10 protein-coding genes are annotated in these 17,202 nt (G+C 65.1%); 3 read left to right on the plus strand and 7 right to left on the minus strand.

The features are described 5' to 3' along the window. Positions 1-25: 25 nt before the first annotated feature. Complete coding sequence (galU, locus tag OKW45_RS18550; protein WP_008921346.1) at positions 26-907, minus strand: UTP--glucose-1-phosphate uridylyltransferase GalU; 882 nt, start codon at positions 905-907, stop codon at positions 26-28. A 62-nt stretch (positions 908-969) separates the two neighbouring features. Beyond that, a complete protein-coding gene (locus OKW45_RS18555; RefSeq protein WP_429470355.1) occupies positions 970-3,849 on the minus strand; it encodes a valine--tRNA ligase in 2,880 nt (959 codons plus the stop codon). A gap of 802 nt (positions 3,850-4,651) precedes the next feature. Between OKW45_RS18555 and OKW45_RS18560 the strand changes: the two genes are divergently transcribed. Both OKW45_RS18560 and OKW45_RS18565 read left to right on the plus strand, forming a co-directional pair. Next, positions 4,652-7,015 (plus strand): UvrD-helicase domain-containing protein, encoded by a 2,364-nt coding sequence (locus OKW45_RS18560; RefSeq protein WP_429470357.1) that lies wholly within the window; start codon positions 4,652-4,654, stop codon positions 7,013-7,015. Then, on the plus strand, positions 7,012-7,806 hold the full coding sequence (locus tag OKW45_RS18565) for a 5'-methylthioadenosine/adenosylhomocysteine nucleosidase (protein ID WP_429470359.1): 795 nt from the start codon (positions 7,012-7,014) through the stop codon (positions 7,804-7,806). The genes OKW45_RS18560 and OKW45_RS18565 overlap by 4 nt, the downstream gene beginning before the upstream one ends. A 32-nt stretch (positions 7,807-7,838) precedes the next feature. Here the strand turns inward: OKW45_RS18565 and OKW45_RS18570 are convergent, their stop codons facing one another. Then, the gene (locus OKW45_RS18570) at positions 7,839-9,743 is read right to left on the minus strand and encodes a propionate--CoA ligase (RefSeq protein ID WP_429470361.1); all 1,905 of its coding nucleotides are present in this window, start codon (positions 9,741-9,743) and stop codon (positions 7,839-7,841) included. Positions 9,744-10,514: 771 nt separating this feature from the next. Then, a complete protein-coding gene (locus tag OKW45_RS18575) occupies positions 10,515-11,780 on the minus strand; it encodes an MFS transporter (protein WP_429470363.1) in 1,266 nt (421 codons plus the stop codon). A gap of 482 nt (positions 11,781-12,262) precedes the next feature. Here OKW45_RS18575 and OKW45_RS18580 point away from each other — a divergent pair, with 482 nt between their 5' ends. After that, positions 12,263-13,864, plus strand: coding sequence for a methyl-accepting chemotaxis protein (locus OKW45_RS18580; protein ID WP_018421179.1), 1,602 nt, complete (start codon positions 12,263-12,265; stop codon positions 13,862-13,864). 15 nt (positions 13,865-13,879) lie between these two features. Here the strand turns inward: OKW45_RS18580 and OKW45_RS18585 are convergent, their stop codons facing one another. From OKW45_RS18585 to OKW45_RS18595, 3 genes are read right to left on the minus strand one after another with little or no spacing between them, the layout of a single operon-like run. Then, positions 13,880-14,773, minus strand: a complete 894-nt coding sequence (locus OKW45_RS18585) for an efflux RND transporter periplasmic adaptor subunit (protein WP_026225936.1) — start codon at positions 14,771-14,773, stop codon at positions 13,880-13,882. Between the two features lie 13 nt (positions 14,774-14,786). Next, positions 14,787-14,987 (minus strand): DUF1656 domain-containing protein, encoded by a 201-nt coding sequence (locus OKW45_RS18590; RefSeq protein WP_429470365.1) that lies wholly within the window; start codon positions 14,985-14,987, stop codon positions 14,787-14,789. Further along, entirely contained in the window at positions 14,977-17,196 is a 2,220-nt protein-coding gene (locus OKW45_RS18595) for an FUSC family protein (RefSeq protein WP_429470367.1), read from the minus strand. Before OKW45_RS18595 ends, OKW45_RS18590 begins: the two co-directional genes overlap by 11 nt. Positions 17,197-17,202 lie beyond the last annotated feature (6 nt).

Here is a 17,202-nt window from a genome sequence, read left to right on the forward strand (position 1 = left end):
CTTCGTCTCAGCCGGACTTTCGACGTCAGCCTTCGAGAACAGGCGAGCGGGTACGCAGATATTCTTCGAAATCGGCGGCTACTTCCGGGTGACGCAGGGCGAACTCGACGGTCGCCTTCAGGTAGCCCAGCTTGCTGCCGCAGTCGAAACGTGTGCCGTGATACTTGTACGCGAGCACCTGTTCGTCGGCGAGCAGCGACTGGATCGCGTCCGTCAGTTGCAATTCACCGCCCGCGCCCGGCTTGATGGAGCGCAGGTGATCGAAGATACGCGGCTTCAGCACATAACGGCCCACCACGCCGAGGTTCGACGGCGCCACGCTCGGCTCCGGCTTTTCGACGATGCCCGACATCTTGATGATCGAGTCTTCCCATTCCTTGCCGTCGACGATGCCGTACGACTTCGTGTCTTGCGGCGGGATCTCTTCGACGCCGATCACCGAGCTGTGATAGTGATCGAACACCTCGATCATCTGCGTCATCACGGGCGGCGTGCCGTACAACAGGTCATCCGCGAGAATCACGGCGAAAGGGTTGTCGCCGACCAGCTTCTCGGCGCACAGCACGGCGTGGCCGAGGCCCAGCGCCTCGGCCTGGCGCACGTAAAAGCAGTCGACGTGGCTCGGCTTGATGCTGCGCACGAGTTCGAGCAGCTTGTCCTTGCCGCGCGCCTCGAGTTCGGCCTCGATCTCATAGGACTTGTCGAAATGGTCTTCGATCGCGCGTTTGCTGCGGCCCGTGACGAAGATCATTTCGGTGATGCCGGCCGCCATCGCCTCTTCGACCGCGTACTGAATCAGCGGCTTGTCGACGATCGGCAGCATCTCCTTCGGGCTAGCCTTCGTGGCGGGGAGGAAGCGGGTGCCAAGACCGGCTACCGGAAAGACCGCCTTCGTAACTTTTAGCATGTGAATACCCTGAGTCCTCTGGTTAAATCCTTGCCCGCCGTTGAGGGGGGCGGGCGCGTCGGTCAGGCCGGCAAGCGGGCCAGTTGGGCTTTCAGCTTGCCGACGGTGGCTTCGAAATCGGCCAGCCGCTTCTGCTCCTGTTCCACGACCGCCGCCGGTGCCTTCGCAACGAAGGCCTGGTTCTGCAGCTTACCGTTGCACTTGACGATTTCGGCGCTCAACCGCGTGATCTCTTTCGACAGGCGTTCGCGTTCGACCGCTGCATCGATTTCGACCTTCAACACGAGCTTGTCCGTTCCTACGATAGCAATTGGCGCGCCATCCGCCTGGGCATCGAGCGCGCCCTCGTCGGCGATGATCTGCACCTCCGACAGACGCGCAAGTGCCTGAGCGTAAGGCGCGAAAGTACGAAGACGCTCGGCGTTCCCGGTGGCGAGCAACGGCACCTTCACCGCCGGCGACAGGTTCATTTCGCCGCGCAGATTCCGGCACGCATCGATCACCGCTTTGAGGTCGATCGCCCACCGCTCGGCGTCTTCATCGAGCTTCGACGGCTCCGCGACCGGGTACTGCTGCACCATGATGGACGCCTCGCCCTCGGCCTTGCCTTCCGGGTAGCGTCCCGCGAGCGGCGCCACTTTCTGCCACAGCGCTTCGGTGATGAACGGGATCACCGGATGCGCGAGGCGCAGCACCGTTTCGAGCACACGCAAAAGCGTGCGCCGCGTGGCACGCTGCTGGTTCGGCTGCCCCGTCTGGATCTGCACTTTGGCGAGTTCGACGTACCAGTCACAATATTCGTCCCATACGAACTTGTATATGGCGTTGGCCACATTGTCAAAACGATAGTCGGAAAAACCCTTGACGACTTCCGCTTCCACGCGCTGCAGTTGCGACACGATCCAGCGGTCGGCCTGCGAGAAATGCAGATTGCCTTCTGGCCCGCATTCGCCACATTGCGCCGGCTGGCCGAAACCGCAGTCGTGGCCTTCGCAGTTCATCAGCACGAAGCGCGTGGCGTTCCACAGCTTGTTGCAGAAGTTGCGATAGCCTTCGCAGCGCGCGAGGTCGAAATTGACGTTGCGGCCGAGCGTGGCCATCGACGCCATCGTGAAGCGCAGCGCGTCGGTGCCGAACGCCGCAATGCCGTCCGGAAACTCCTTGCGGGTCTTCTTCTCGATCGACGCGGCCAGCTTCGGATTCATCAGGCCGGTGGTGCGCTTCGCGACGAGCGCGTCGAGGTCGATGCCATCGACGATGTCGATCGGGTCGAGCGTGTTGCCCTTGCTCTTCGACATTTTCTGGCCTTCGGCGTCGCGCACCAGACCGTGCATATAGACCGTTTCGAACGGCACCTTGCCCGTGAAGTGCGTGGTCATCATGACCATGCGCGCGACCCAGAAGAAGATGATGTCGAAGCCGGTGACGAGCACCGACGACGGCAGGAAGTGCGTCAGCTCTTCCGTCTGGTTCGGCCAGCCGAGCGACGAAAACGGCACGAGAGCCGACGAGAACCACGTGTCGAGCACGTCTTCGTCACGCTTCAATGCGCCGGTGTAGCCGGCCGCGACGGCCTTCGCGCGCGCGCCTTCCTCGGTACTGGCGACGAACACTTCGCCGTTCTCGCCGTACCACGCCGGAATCTGATGACCCCACCACAGCTGACGCGAGATGCACCAGTCCTGGATGTTTTCGAGCCACTGGTAGTACGTGGTGGTCCAGTTTTCCGGCACGAACCTGATCTGGCCGTTGCGCACGACGTCGAGCGCGGTCTCGGTGATCGACTTGCCCGGATTGAACGTGCCTTCGGGCGCCGGCTTGCTCATCGCGACGAACCACTGGTCGGTCAGCATCGGCTCGATCACGACGCCGGTGCGGTCGCCGCGCGGCACCATCAGCTTGTGCGGCTTGACCGATTCGAGCGCGCCGAGCGCCTCGAGATCGGCGACCACCAGCTTGCGGGCTTCGAAACGGTCGAGGCCGCGGTATTTTTCGGGCGCGTTGCCGTTGATCTTCGCGTCGAGCGTGAGGATTTCGATTTGAGGCAGCTTGTGGCGCAGGCCGACCTGATAATCGTTGAAATCATGCGCGGGCGTGACCTTGACGACGCCTGTGCCGAATTCGCGGTCGACGTAATCGTCGGCGATGATCGGCACTTCGCGGTTCGACAGCGGCAGCGTGATGGTCTTGCCGATCAGGTGGGCGTAGCGCTTGTCTTCCGGGTGCACCATGACGGCGGTGTCGCCAAGCATGGTTTCCGGACGGGTCGTGGCGACGGTCAGATGGCCCGAGCCGTCGGTCAACGGATAGTGGATGTGCCACAGGTGGCCGTTTTCTTCTTCGCTGACCACTTCGAGGTCGGAGACGGCGGTGAGCAGCACCGGGTCCCAGTTCACGAGGCGCTTGCCGCGATAGATCAGGCCCTGTTCATACAGACGCACGAACACGTCGCGCACGGTGGCCGATGTCTTGTCGTCCATCGTGAAGTATTCGCGCGACCAGTCGATCGATGCACCGAGACGACGCACCTGATTCGTGATCGTGGAGCCGGATTGCTGCTTCCACTCCCACACGCGCTCGACGAACTTCTCGCGGCCGAGGTCGTGGCGCGACACGCCCTGCGCGTCGAGCTGGCGTTCGACGACGATCTGCGTGGCGATGCCCGCGTGGTCGGTGCCCGGCACCCACAGCGTGTTCTCGCCGAGCATGCGGTGATAGCGGGTCAGGCCGTCCATGATGGTCTGGTTGAACGCGTGGCCCATGTGCAGCGTGCCCGTGACGTTCGGCGGCGGCAACTGGATCGAGAAATCCTTGCGGTTCGCGTCGAAGGAGGGTGCGGCGTAGGCGCGCTTTTCCCATTCAGGGCCCCAGTGGGCTTCGATGGTGTGGGGTTCGAAGCTTTTTGCAAGCGTCGAGGTCGGGTCGCTCGGGGTGTCGCTCATGTTTCTGTTAAAGGCAGGATTTTGGAGGCGGGGAAGGGTTGATTATAGCTGGACGAGGTTTTTTGCCGGCTGGCGGCCGGTGTGGACAGGGGTTTGCGCTTTTTTCGTTGTTCTGGCGGTGTTGGCCTTTCCTTGCTGTCTTATCGGTCTATTAGCGTTGCCCCTGTGCGGGGCGGCACCTACTTTCTTTGCTGCTGCAAAGAAAGTAGGCAAAGAAGACAGCTAAAACCGCCAACCCTTAAGCGGGTCCCTCGGTCCGCAGAAGGTAGTGGTGCATCTGGAATCCGTGCTCCCGCACATTCGGCGCCAGTGACAAGGCAGTCATTCCTCCGGCGGCGCTGCGCGCGCCGAAACCCCGTTCAAAACCCACCGGTTGTTTCGGCGCATCGCCGAGGCGCAGCCGATGGCCCCCCGCTGCGGGGGCAAAACCATTGGTTTCCCAGGCAGACCCCTCCGCGACGCACGTAGTGCGGAGTGGGAGGGATGACGGCCTTGTCACGAGCGGGGAATGTGCGGGGGCCCGGATTCCAGATGCACCACTACCGCTTCCAAGCCAGGGGACCCGCTTATGAGCTGGCGGTTTGAGCTGTCTTCTTTGCCTACTTTCTTTGCAGCAGCAAAGAAAGTAGGTGCCGCCCCGCACAGGGGCAACGCTAATAGACCGACAACAAAGCAAGGAAAGGCCAACACCGCCAGAACAACGAAAAACCCCCAACCCATATCCAGAAGAACAAAAAAACCAAAAAAAGCGCAGCCCCCGCCGGGGCATATAATGTCCCCCGAACTGCGCCTCAGCAAAAAAATGCCCGACCTCCTCTCGAATCTAAACCCCGAACAACACGCCGCCGTAACGCTCCCGAATGAGCCCGCCCTGATCCTGGCGGGCGCGGGGAGCGGCAAAACCCGCGTCCTGATCACCCGCATCGCGTGGCTGATTCAGCAAGGCCTCGCGTCCCCCGCGACCGTCCTCGCGGTGACCTTCACGAACAAAGCCGCCCGCGAAATGATGGCGCGCCTCTCGGCGCTATTGCCGATCGACACGCGCGGCATGTGGATCGGCACGTTCCACGGCCTGTGCAACCGTATGCTGCGCGCGCATCACCGCGACGCCGGGCTGCCCGCCACGTTCCAGATTCTCGATACCGCGGACCAGCTGTCGGCGATCAAGCGCCTGATGAAGGGCCTCAACATCGACGACGAAAAGTACCCCGCGAAAAATCTCCAGTACTTCATCAACAACGCGAAAGAGCAGGGCCTGCGCCCCAAAGACGTCGACGCCACCGACAACTTCAACCGCAAGTTCGTCGAACTCTACGAAGCCTACGATCAGCAATGCCAGCGCGAAGGCGTCGTCGACTTCCCCGAACTGCTGCTGCGCTGCTACGAACTGCTCGCGCACAATCCGCCGCTGCGCGCGCATTATCAGGCGCGCTTCAGGCACATCCTCGTCGACGAGTTTCAGGACACCAACAAGCTGCAATACGCGTGGCTCAAGCTGCTCGCGGGCCAGCACAACGCGATCTTCGCGGTCGGCGACGACGACCAGTCGATCTACGCGTTCCGCGGCGCGAACGTCGGCAACATGCGCGACTTCGAGCACGAGTTCAACGTGCGCAATCTGATCAAGCTCGAGCAGAACTATCGTTCGCACGGCCATATTCTCGATGCCGCCAACCAGCTGATCGCGAACAACTCGCGACGCCTCGGCAAGAATCTGCGTACCGACGCGGGTCACGGCGAACCGGTGCGCGTCTACGAATCGGCGACCGATTCGCAGGAGGCCGGCTGGATCGTCGAAGAGATCCGCGCGCTGATCAACACCGGCCTGTCGCGCAGCGAAATCGCGGTGCTCTACCGCAGCAACGCGCAGTCGCGCACGATCGAGCACACGCTCGTCAACGCGGGCATCGCGTATCGCGTGTATGGCGGCCTGCGCTTTTTCGAACGTCAGGAAGTCAAGCACGCGCTCGCATACCTGCGCCTGATCGACAACCCGAACGACGACACCGCGTTCGGCCGCGTCGTCAATTTCCCGACTCGCGGCATCGGCGCGCGTTCGATCGAACAGCTGGCCGACGCGGCGCGTCTGTACAACTGCTCGATGGCCGCGGCGATTCCCTACGTCGCCGGCAAGGCCGGCTCGAGCCTCGCCGCGTTCGCGAACCTGGTCGGCAAGATGCGCGCCGACACGCAGCAGATGAGCTTGCCGGAGACCGTCGAGTACGTGGTCCGCGCGAGCGGTCTTGCCGACTTCTATCAGAACGAGCGCGAAGGTCAGGAGCGGCTCGAGAACTTGCAGGAACTCGTCAACGCGGCAGCCGCGTTCGTCAGCGAAGAAGGTTACGGGCTCGATACGCCCGCGCGCTCGATTCCGCTGCGCCCAGGAGCCAGCGCCGCGCCCGAACTCGCGGTCGCGACCGACGATCCGACCACGGTGGTCCTCGACGCACCGGACATCGCCGATCCGGCGCAAAACCCCGACACGATGACGCCGCTCGCGGGCTTTCTGTCGCACGCATCGCTCGAAGCGGGCGACAACCAGGCGCAGGCCGGCCAGGAAGCGGTGCAACTGATGACGGTGCACGCGGCAAAGGGGCTCGAATTCACCGCGGTGTTCATCACCGGCCTCGAAGAGGGGCTGTTCCCGCACGAGAACAGCGCGATGGAGGCCGACGGCCTCGAAGAAGAGCGGCGTCTGATGTACGTCGCAATCACGCGCGCGAAGGAGCGGCTGTACCTGTCTTTCGCGCAGAGCCGGATGCTGCACGGCCAGACCCGCTACAACATCCGCTCGCGTTTCTTCGACGAATTGCCGCAGGAAACGCTGAAGTGGCTGACGCCGAAGGTCGAGGCGGGCTCGCGCTGGGGCGGCCGCTCGGACAACGCCGGCTACGGGCGCGACTGGTTCGCGCGGCCGGGGTACGGCGGCGGTTCGGCGTCGACGGCGGCGGTGACCTCCGCGCCGGCGCCCGCGTTCGCGAACGAGCAGCGCGCGGCCGACACGGGCTTCCGCGTTGGCCAGCAGGTCTTCCATACGAAGTTCGGCGAAGGCACGATCACCGCGCTCGAAGGCAGCGGCACCGACGCGAAGGCGCAGGTCCGCTTCAAGCGGCACGGCGAGAAGTGGCTGGCGCTGGCGGTGGCTAAATTGCAGGCGGTCGAATGAGCACGCCCTTGAATCTCAGCCACGATGCGCGGCGGCCGCTCGGCGTTCTGGCCGCGTTACCGCAGGAACTCGGCGACCTGATCGAAGCGATGCGCGCTGAGTCCGGCGTGCGCACGGTCACGCACGGCCAGCGTGACTACCACGTCGGCACCGTGCACGGCACGCCGTGCGTCGTCACGCTCGCGCGCGTCGGCAAGGTCGCGGCGGCCGCGACGGTCAGCGCGCTGATCCACGCGTTCGATGTCGAGGCGATCGTGTTCACCGGTGTCGCGGGCGGTGTCGGCGGCGACGTGCATGTCGGCGACATCGTCGTTGCGAGCGCGCTGATGCAGCACGATGTCGACGCGTCGCCGCTTTTTCCGCGCTTCGAGGTGCCGCTGCTCGGCATGTCGCGCTTCACCACCGATGCGGCGCTCGCCGACCGTCTAACCGCCGCATGCGAGCAGTTCGTCGCCGAGGAAGGCGTGGCCTGCGCGGCGCGCTTCGGCACGCGCGCGCCGCGCGTGCATCGCGGCTTGATCGTCAGCGGCGATCAGTTCGTCGCGAGCGCGGCGGCCGTCGCGGCGTTGCGCGACGCGCTGCCCGACGCGCTCGCGGTCGAGATGGAAGGCGCGGCGATCGCGCAGGTCTGCTATGAGTACGGCGTGCCGTGCGCGGTCGTGCGCACGATCTCCGATACCGCCGACGACCACGCGCCGGGATCGTTCATGTCGTTCCTGACCGGGATCGCGGGCACGTATTCGAACGCGATTCTCGCGCGCTTTCTCGGCACGCGGGACACCGCGGGCTGAGCGCCCGCTTGGTCGTCCGCTGATCGGCCCGCTTATTTCTTGCTGCCGTCGCCGAGCGCGTCGCGCACCTGCTGCAGCGCGGCCGGATCTTCGATCGTCGGCAAATCGCCCGGCTCGCGCCCTTCGGCGAGCGCCGCGATAGCGCGGCGCAATAGCTTGCCGGAGCGCGTTTTCGGCAGCATCGATACCATCACCACGCGCGCGGGCCGCGCAATCGAGCCGAGATGGCGGTCGACCGTCATCGCCAGCTCGGTTTCGAGCCGTGCGCGCTCGCTCGGGTCGCCTTCTCCATGCGCGCCGCGCAGCACGACGAAGGCCATGGCCACCTGACCCTTGACCGGATCGGTCACACCGACCACCGCGACTTCCGCGACAGCCGCATGGCTCGACAGCGCCTCCTCGATCTCGCGCGTGCCGAGGCGATGGCCCGCGACGTTGATGACGTCGTCGGTGCGGCCGAGGATCGTCACGTAGCCGTCCTTGTCCTGCACGCCCCAGTCGAACGTCGAATAGACCTGCTGGTTCGGCACGCTCGACCAGTAGGTGCCGACGAAGCGCCTGTCATCGCCCCATACCGTCGACATGCAGCCCGGCGGCAGCGGATAGTCGAGCGTCAGCACGCCTTTCTCGCCGGGCGCGCAGGGCTCGCCGGTCAGCTCGTCGCGCACGGTCAGGCTATAACCGATCGAGGGTACGCCCGGCGAACCGAGCTTGGTCGGCAGTGCCTCGATGCCGCGCGGAATCGCGAGCATCGGCCAGCCGGTTTCCGTCTGCCAGTAGTTGTCGATCACCGGCTTGTTCAACGCGCTGGAGATCCATTCGGCGGTCGGTTCGTCGAGTGGTTCGCCGGCGAGAAACAGCGTGCGCAGGCTCGACAGATTGGCCGCCTTCATCAGCGCCGGGTCCTGCTTCTTCAGCACGCGTATCGCGGTCGGCGCGGTGAACATCAGGTTGATCTTGTGCTGTTCGACGAGCCGCCACCAGATGCCGCCGTCCGGGCGAACCGGCGTGCCTTCGTACATCACGGTGGTCAGCCCCGCGATCAGCGGCGCGTAAACGATGTAGCTGTGGCCGACCACCCAGCCGACGTCGGACGCGGTGAACATGGTGTCGCCGGGCTTGCCCTCGAAGATGTACTCCATCGATGCCGCGAGCGCCACCGCATAGCCGCCGACATCGCGCTGCACGCCCTTCGGTTTGCCGGTCGTGCCCGACGTGTACAGCACGTACGACGGCTCGTTCGATTCGAGCCATTCGCACGGGACGTGGGCGTCGAAGAACTGTTCGCGCAGCGGCTCGTAGGCGACGAGGTAGGGTGCGTTCAGTCGGGCGGGCGCGAGCTGCCGGTCGATCAGCAGCACATGCGGTGTCTTGTGCATGGCGCGCGCGAGCGCTTCGTCGACGAGCGGCGTGTAGTCGACCACCTTGCCGCCGCGCGCGCCGGCGTCGGCAGTGACAATCAGCACGGGCTTCGCGTCGTCGATACGCGTGGCGAGGTTCGGCGCCGCGAAGCCGCCGAACACGACCGAGTGGATCGCGCCGAGCCGCGCGCACGCGAGCATCGCGAACAGCGCCTCGGGGATCATCGGCAGATAGAGCAGCACGACGTCGCCGCGCTTCACGCCGAGCGAGCGCATGACGGCGGCCATCCGGTTGATTTCGGCGTACAGATCGGCATACGTGTAGCGCCGCTCGATGCCGGTTTCGGTCGATACGTAGACGAGCGCGTTCTGCTGCGCGCGTTCGGCCAGATGCCGATCGACCGCGTTATGGCAGAGGTTCGTGCGACCGCCGACGAACCAGCGCGCGAACGGCGGCTTCGAGCGGTCGAGCACGGTGCCGAATGGCGTGTGCCAGTGAATGCGCCGGGCTTCTTCGCGCCAGAAGGCTTCGGGGTGGTCGATCGAGCGGCGGTGGAAATCGCGGTAGCGGGTCATCGGCGGCGATCCTCGTGCGGCGGGAGTGGACGGGGTTGGATGAAACGGAATTGCAAATTGCGCGCCCGGTGCGGCGCTGGTTATGCGCACAAGCATAGTCACGGGCGGGGGGAGGGGCAAGCAAGGGCAACAGAAGAAGTCGTTGTTCTGGCGGTGTTGGCCTTTCCTTGCTTTGTTGTCGGTCTATTAGCGTTGCCCCTGTGCGGGGCGGCACCTACTTTCTTTGCTGCTGCAAAGAAAGTAGGCAAAGAAGACAGCTAAAACCGCCAGCTCTTAAGCGGGGCCCTCGGTCGGCGTGAGGTAGTGGTGCATCTGGAATCCGTGCTCCCGCACATTCCGCGGTAGTGACAAGGCAGTCATTCTTCCGGCGGCGCTACGCGCGCCGAAACCCCGTTCCCAAACCACCGGTTGTTTCGGCGCATCGCCGAGGCGCAGCCGACGGCCCCCGCTGCGCGGGCAAAACCATTGGTTTCCCAGACAGACCCGTCCGCGACGCACGTAGTGCGGAGTGGGAGGGATGACGGCTTTGTCACGAACGGGGAATGTGCGGGGGCCCGGATTCCAGATGCACCACTACCGCTTCCAAGCCAGGGGACCCGCTTATGAGCTGGCGGTTTTAGCTGTCTTCTTTGCCTACTTTCTTTGCAGCAGCAAAGAAAGTAGGTGCCGCCCCGCACAGGGGCAACGCCAATAGACCGATAACAAAGCAAGGAAAGGCCAACACCGCACGATAAGGAAAAGGCGAAAAGCCCCCAACCCCGCGGCACGCGCTCACCCTTTAAGCCGCTTCCCCTCAACATCCGGCAACAACACAGTCAGCACCCCAATCAACGGCAAAAACGAACAAACCTTATAAACAAACGCAATACTGGTAGCGTCGGCGAGTTCCCCAAGCACTGCGGCGCCCACGCCGCCAAGCCCAAAGGCAAAACCAAAGAACAACCCAGCCACCATCCCAACCTTCCCAGGGATCAACTCCTGCGCATAAACAAGAATCGCCGAGAACGCCGAGGCGAGCACCACCCCAATAACAACCGTCAGCACACCAGTCCAGAACAGATCCGCATACGGCAACAGCAGCGTAAAAGGCGCGACGCCAAGAATCGACACCCAGATCACGTACTTGCGCCCGATCTTGTCGCCGATCGGCCCGCCGATCACCGTCCCCGCCGCGACCGCCGCGAGGAACACGAATAGATGGATCTGCGCGGCCTGCACCGACAGATGGAACCTCTCGATCAGATAGAACGTGAAATAGCTATTGATGCTGGCGAGATAGAAGTACTTGGAGAACACCAGCAACACCAGCACGCTCATCGCCAGGATGATCTTGTTACGCGGCAGCGTCACATGCGCGCCCTGGCCGCGCGCCTTCCTGACCGACGGATGACGCTTGTACCAGCGGCCGATCTGCGTGAGCACGACGATCGCGACGAGCGCCGCCGCCGAGAACCACGCAATGCTGCGTTGCCCGTGCGGAATCACGATCAGCGCGGCAAGCAGCGGCCCGAGCGACGAACCCGCATTGCCGCCGACCTGGAACAACGACTGCGCGAGACCGTGACGGCCACCCGAGGCCATCCGCGCGACCCGCGACGATTCCGGATGGAACACCGACGACCCGCAGCCGACCAGCGCCGCGGCGACCAGCAGCACGCCGAAGTTCGGCGCGACCGACATCAGCAGCAGCCCGGTCAGCGTGAAGCCCATGCCGACCGGCAGCGAGTACGGCTTCGGATGTTTGTCGGTATAGCTGCCGACGAGCGGCTGCAGCAGCGACGCGGTGATCTGGTAGGTCAGCGTGATCAGACCGATCTGCCCGAACGACAACGAGAAGTTGTCCTTGAACATCGGGTAGATGGCGAGGATCAGCGACTGGATCATGTCGTTGAGCAAGTGCGAAAAGCTGATCGCACCGAGCACGGAATACACCGTGCGCTGGACCTTGGTGGCCGCCGGCGCGGCGGCGGCCGGGGACGCGCTCGCCCCCGTGGCGGATGCGCCGGCAAGGGCGTTTTTATCGAGGCTCGTTTCCATACGCTAGAAAAAGATCGGGGAAAACGGTGGAATGAAAAATCGGCGCCGAAAACCGGTGCGGGCAGCACACGCCTGCGAGGCGCGTTCCGCGAAGCGCTGCGGCATTTCGTCGCGACAACCGGCGTTTTGAATATTTAGCCGAAGTTTAATGTGGCCGGAGCGAATTGTAAGGACAAGTTTTGTCGCGAATCGGACAAGGGGGCGGATGACTTTTCATTCGGCGGTGAAAGGACGAATGGTCAGCCCTGGCCTGAAGAAACTTCTTTTAGCGAGTTTTTGGCCACGGTATAAAGCGCTCGCGATTGCGCGGCTCACGAAGCGGCGCGTCGAGCATGGAACCGGGAACGGCAAGCGGCGCACGACCCGCCGCGGCTTGCGCAAGCGAAATTCAAGATCGCGGGACGGTCTGCCGTAGACCCGGAGAGATAAGTGGTGATGCCGGAACCGACCTTCCGGCGCGTCGACACGTGGGGACGGAGACTATGGAAGCAGTGGCACACAGCGCAGCGGCAACGAAGTTCAATGGCCTGTCGGTCAAGGCGACGCTGCGGATCGCGTTTGCGATTCTGCTCGCCGGCACGCTGCTGATCGGCGTGTTTTCGCTGCTGCAGATCGGCCGGCTGAACGCGTCCGCGCAATCGATCTACGACCAGGGCCACGTCGCGAGCCGCGCCGCCGAGGAAGCGCGCGGCCACATGCTGCGCGCGAGCCGCGCGCAAAAGATGCTGCTCACGGCGACCACCGCGAAGGAGCGCGACGAACTCGGGGCCGATATCGAGCGCGGCCTTGCGGGTCTCGACGAGCAACTGCGCACGCTCCAGCAGTACGTCAATAAGTCGGACGCGAAGGCGGTCGGCGCGCAGAAGGCGTTCGCCGCGGCGGTCGCGGTATGGAGCGGTCATCTGCGCGACTTTGTCACACTCGTGAAAGCGCAGCCGCTCGATCTGTCGCAGATGAACTGGCAGGTCGGCACGCAGGACGTGTCGCTGCTCGTCGAAACCGGCAAGCTCGAAAAGCTCGTCGACGAACTCGTCGCGCAGCGCGGCACCGCCGCGAAGGCGACGATCGACGCGTCCGGCTTCATCTATCACTCGTCGTTCGTGATGATCGCGGCGATGACGCTCGCACTGATCGTGCTCGCGGTCGGCATCGCCGCGTGGGTCGTGCGGCGGCTCACCGCGCAGCTCGGCGGCGAGCCCGCGTACGCGAAGGAGATCGCGCGCCGCATCGCCGCGGGCGATCTGTCGAACCGCATCGTGCTCGGCGGCAAGGACCGTGCGAGCATGCTGTTCGCGCTGTCCGACATGCAAAGCGGACTCGCGACGACGGTTGCCGACATCGCGTCGAGCGCCGATGCGATCGCGACCGCGTCCGGGCAGATTTCGATGGGCAATCTCGATCTGTCGCAGCGTACCGAGCAGCAGGCGCTCGCACTCGAGCGCACCGCGAGCAGCATGGAGCAGCTGACCTCGACGGTGCGTCAGAACGCCGACAACGCAAAGCAGGCGAGCACGCTCGCGAACAACGCGTCGGCGATCGCCGAGCAGGGCGGCGCGGTCGTGAGCCGCGTGGTCGCGACGATGAACGACATCAACGACAGCGCGCGCAGCATCGGCGACATCATCGGCGTGATCGAAGGGATCGCGTTCCAGACCAACATCCTCGCGTTGAACGCGGCCGTCGAGGCGGCGCGCGCGGGCGAGGAGGGGCGCGGCTTTTCGGTCGTCGCGGCGGAAGTGCGCAACCTCGCGCAACGCAGCGCGGCGGCCGCCAAGGAGATCAAGGGCTTGATCCAGACTTCGGTCGAGCGCGTCGGCAACGGCTCGACGCTCGCCGCGGACGCCGGTCAGACGATGGACGAAGTCGTCAAGGCCGTGAAGCGCGTGACCGACATCATGGGCGAGATTTCGGCGGCGTCGTCCGAGCAGAGTGCCGGTATCGAGGCGATCAATCTCGCGGTCACGCAGATGGACTCGGGCACGCAGCAGAACGCCGCGCTGGTGGAGGAGGCCACCGCCGCGGCCCGCTCGCTCGACGATCAGGCACGCGGGCTGAAGGCGATGGTGGGACAGTTCAGGCTATAAAAGGCGGCGCGGGCGTCAGCTCGCGTTGGCCAACGAGGAGCCGGAGCCTGTCCCCGGCCGCACCACCACCGTGCAGGTCGTGCCCGCCGCCAGCATCACGTCGGGCGGCACCGAGTCGATCCGCACGCGCACCGGCACGCGCTGCGCGAGGCGCACCCAGTTGAAGGTCGGATTCACGTCCGCGAGCAGTTCGTGGCTTTGCGGATTGTCGCGGTCGTAGATGCCGCGCGAGATGCTCTCCACGTGGCCTTGCAGCGTGCCGCCGCTCATCAGCCGCACTTCGGCCCGATCGCCGACGCGCACGTGCGGCAGCTTGGTTTCCTCGAAGTAGCCATACACCCAGAACGAGTGACTGTCGACGATCGCGAGCTTCGCGGCGCCGGCAGTCGCATAGTCGCCGCGGAACACGGACAGGTTCGTCACGTAACCGTCGACCGGCGACACCACGCGCGTGCGCTCGAGGTTCAGCTTCGCGGCGTCGAGCGCGGCGAGTGCCTGCTGATAGGCGGCATCGGCGGCGGACGCGGTGTGCGTGGCGTTTTCGCGGCTTTCCTTCGACACCACCTGCGAATCCATGTCGGCACGCCGTTGCGCGTCGTCGCGCTTCATCTGCAATTCGGCCTTGCGCGCGGCAACGGCGGCCTGCGCCTGCTCGACCGCGATCTGGTAATGCGACGGATCGATCTGCATCAGCAGGTCGCCCTTCTTCACGAACTGGTTGTCCTTGACCGGCAGATCGACGATCGCGCCCGACACGTCCGGCGCGACGTTGACGATCTCGGCGCGCACGCGGCCGTCGCGGGTCCACGGTTCGTCCATGTAATGGACCCACAGCACGCGGCCAATCACGATTGCGACGATGAAAATGACGGCTGTCGCGATGAAGCCCACAAGATTTCGGATGGTCATGTTTCGACTCTGATCAACGATAAACGGCGAGGCCGAGAAGGCCGCACACGGACACGAGCAAGCTGGCCCGGAACAGGGAGGGGTGCCACACCACGCGATAGAGGCCCGTATAGGCGACCACGCGGTCGACGAGCCAGGTCAGCGCGGCGCCCGCGATGAACAGCAGCACAATGGCCGGCACATAGGCATCGAGCACGGCGATTTCACGCGGCATGAGGAACTCCTTTTTCTTCTGATGCGTCCGCGCGCGCGCCGATCGCCGAGGCAAGCGGCGACTGCGGATCGAGCAGCGCGGTACGGATGAAATGCAGTTGACTGAGGATGCGCAACAGCTGATGGCGTTCTTCGCGCGATGGCGTGAAGCCTGCCATCAGCTGCTGCACTTGCGCGATCGCATCGGCGGTCGCCGCGAGCGCGCGCGCGAAGTGCTGCTGCCGCGGCCGCTCGAACAGCGCCGCGAGCGCATCGCGCAGCGCGCGCAGCGCGACGCGCCACGGTGCCGCTTTGTGGTAGCGCGGCTCGTTGGGCAGCGTCGCGATTTCGCGGCGCAGGTCGATCACCGCGTTGCCGATCTCCAACACCGAAAACAGCCAGCGCAGCGTGTCGCGCTTCGTTTCGGGCTCGTTCTGCGACAGCGCGTCGATCTGGAACATCAGATCGCGCGCGCCGCTTTCGAAGCGCGAGCGCACGCGTGCCAGACCCGCGCGGCCGGCCAGCAGCACCTGGCGGCGCAGGTCGACGAGCAGGCGGTTGCGCAGCCACGGCGTCGACGGCGGAAGCAGCACCGCGAACGCGATCGACGACACCAGCATCGACAGCACCAGCGCGAGCGCGTCGTTCATGAACGCGCTCGGGTCGTAGTGAATCACGTTGTCGGGGCCGGCGAGGAAGCAGAAGAAGATGCAGTAGCCGACGCCGTAGCCCGCGAGCGTCGGACGCGTGGTCATCAACACGCCGAGCAGCAGGAACGGCGTGAGCGCGACGCACAGCATCACGAAGCCGTCGATGTGCGGATACACGCCGTACACCGCGATCATGCCCATCAGCGTCGCGAGCACCGTGCCGCCGGCCATCTTGAACGCGGTGCGCTTCGGATCCGGCGACGCCGACGCGAGCGCGCACACGGTCGCTGCGACCAGCGTCAACGTCGAGCCGCTCGGCCAAGCGGTGGCGATCCAGAACGCCCCGAGCACCATCATCACGATGGCCGCGCGCAGGCCCGCGACGCCGGCCGCGATCGCGTTGGTTTTCGGCTCGTAGCGCTCGATCCAGCGTTCGCGCGCGTGCTTGTCGACGGCGAGCGACGCGTAGGTCGCCGCGTACGCGTGCAGGTCGTCGATGAAGCGGTACAGCAGCTCGGCGCCCGTGTCGAAATCGAGCAACGGCGCGTCGGGGTGTGTTTCGAGCTCGTCGCGCGTCGCGCGCACGCGTTTGGGCAACTCGCTCCTGTAGGTGTCGAGCTGGGCCGCGGCGTGCGCGGCGTCGGCCGCGCTCAGCACCGGCTCGCCCGACTTCGCGAGCAACGGCGCGATCTCCTTGAAGTACGGTTCGAGCGCGGCGATCGCGATCGCCGCGCCGTGCATGCCGCCGTCGCGCAGACGGTTCATCAGCTGATGCAGCGCGTGAAAGCGCGTAGACGCGGTCATGAACTCGCTGTTCAGACGCGCGAGGCGCCCGCCGCGCATCCGCGAATCGGGGCCTTCGAACACGGCGATGCTGCGCGCGGCCTCGAAGCCGACGATGTCGGCGACGAAGCGCGCATTGGTCGCCTCGATCTGGGCGCGGTCGTTGCGCCCGGCAAGCGACGCCGACACGTACTCGACGAACGCGGAGAAGCGCGCACGCACGGTGCCGCGCATCTGCAGGCCGGCGAACTGCGGAAACACGAGGCCGCTGACCGCGCCCGCGCAGATGATGCCGATCACCACTTCCGCGACCCGCGTGAGCGCGCTCAGGAACGCGCCGTCCGGATGCTGCGAAGCGGGGATGCCGATCAGCGCGGCCGTATAGCCCGCCAGCACGAAGCCGTACGAACGGAAGTTGCGATTGCGCGCGGCGCCGGCTGTGCAGATGCCGACCCAGATCGCGGTCGTGACGAGGAACAGCTCCGGCTGCTGCGCGAACAGTCCGATCAGCGCGAGCATCACGACGAGACCGACCAGCGTGCCGCAGATCCGATAGAAGCTCTTCGCGAACACTGCGCCGCTTTGCGGCTGCATCACGATGAACACGGTGGTCATCGCGGTGCGCGGCTGCGGCAGATCGAGCTTCATCGCGATGCCGAGCGCGAGGAAGCACGCGGCGAGCGACTTGAACAGATAGATCCATACGAGGCCGTCGGTGCGCGCCCAGTGGGCGGCGGCTTCGTAGAGCGCGGCGAACGAGGCGGGGCGCGCGCTCGACGGGGAGGGCGAGGAGGACATGGCCTT

The sequence above is a fragment of the Paraburkholderia lebeckiae genome (assembly GCF_050436225.1).
Lineage (GTDB): Bacteria > Pseudomonadota > Gammaproteobacteria > Burkholderiales > Burkholderiaceae > Paraburkholderia > Paraburkholderia tuberum.

What these genes read in the sequence shown, in the direction of transcription:
- galU (WP_008921346.1), bottom strand. Translation starts at nt 907, where the DNA reads ATGCTAAAAGTTACGAAGGCGGTCTTTCCGGTAGCCGGTCTTGGCACC.
- OKW45_RS18555 (WP_429470355.1), bottom strand. Translation starts at nt 3,849, where the DNA reads ATGAGCGACACCCCGAGCGACCCGACCTCGACGCTTGCAAAAAGCTTC.
- OKW45_RS18560 (WP_429470357.1), top strand. Translation starts at nt 4,652, where the DNA reads ATGCCCGACCTCCTCTCGAATCTAAACCCCGAACAACACGCCGCCGTA.
- OKW45_RS18565 (WP_429470359.1), top strand. Translation starts at nt 7,012, where the DNA reads ATGAGCACGCCCTTGAATCTCAGCCACGATGCGCGGCGGCCGCTCGGC.
- OKW45_RS18570 (WP_429470361.1), bottom strand. Translation starts at nt 9,743, where the DNA reads ATGACCCGCTACCGCGATTTCCACCGCCGCTCGATCGACCACCCCGAA.
- OKW45_RS18575 (WP_429470363.1), bottom strand. Translation starts at nt 11,780, where the DNA reads ATGGAAACGAGCCTCGATAAAAACGCCCTTGCCGGCGCATCCGCCACG.
- OKW45_RS18580 (WP_018421179.1), top strand. Translation starts at nt 12,263, where the DNA reads ATGGAAGCAGTGGCACACAGCGCAGCGGCAACGAAGTTCAATGGCCTG.
- OKW45_RS18585 (WP_026225936.1), bottom strand. Translation starts at nt 14,773, where the DNA reads ATGACCATCCGAAATCTTGTGGGCTTCATCGCGACAGCCGTCATTTTC.
- OKW45_RS18590 (WP_429470365.1), bottom strand. Translation starts at nt 14,987, where the DNA reads ATGCCGCGTGAAATCGCCGTGCTCGATGCCTATGTGCCGGCCATTGTG.
- OKW45_RS18595 (WP_429470367.1), bottom strand. Translation starts at nt 17,196, where the DNA reads ATGTCCTCCTCGCCCTCCCCGTCGAGCGCGCGCCCCGCCTCGTTCGCC.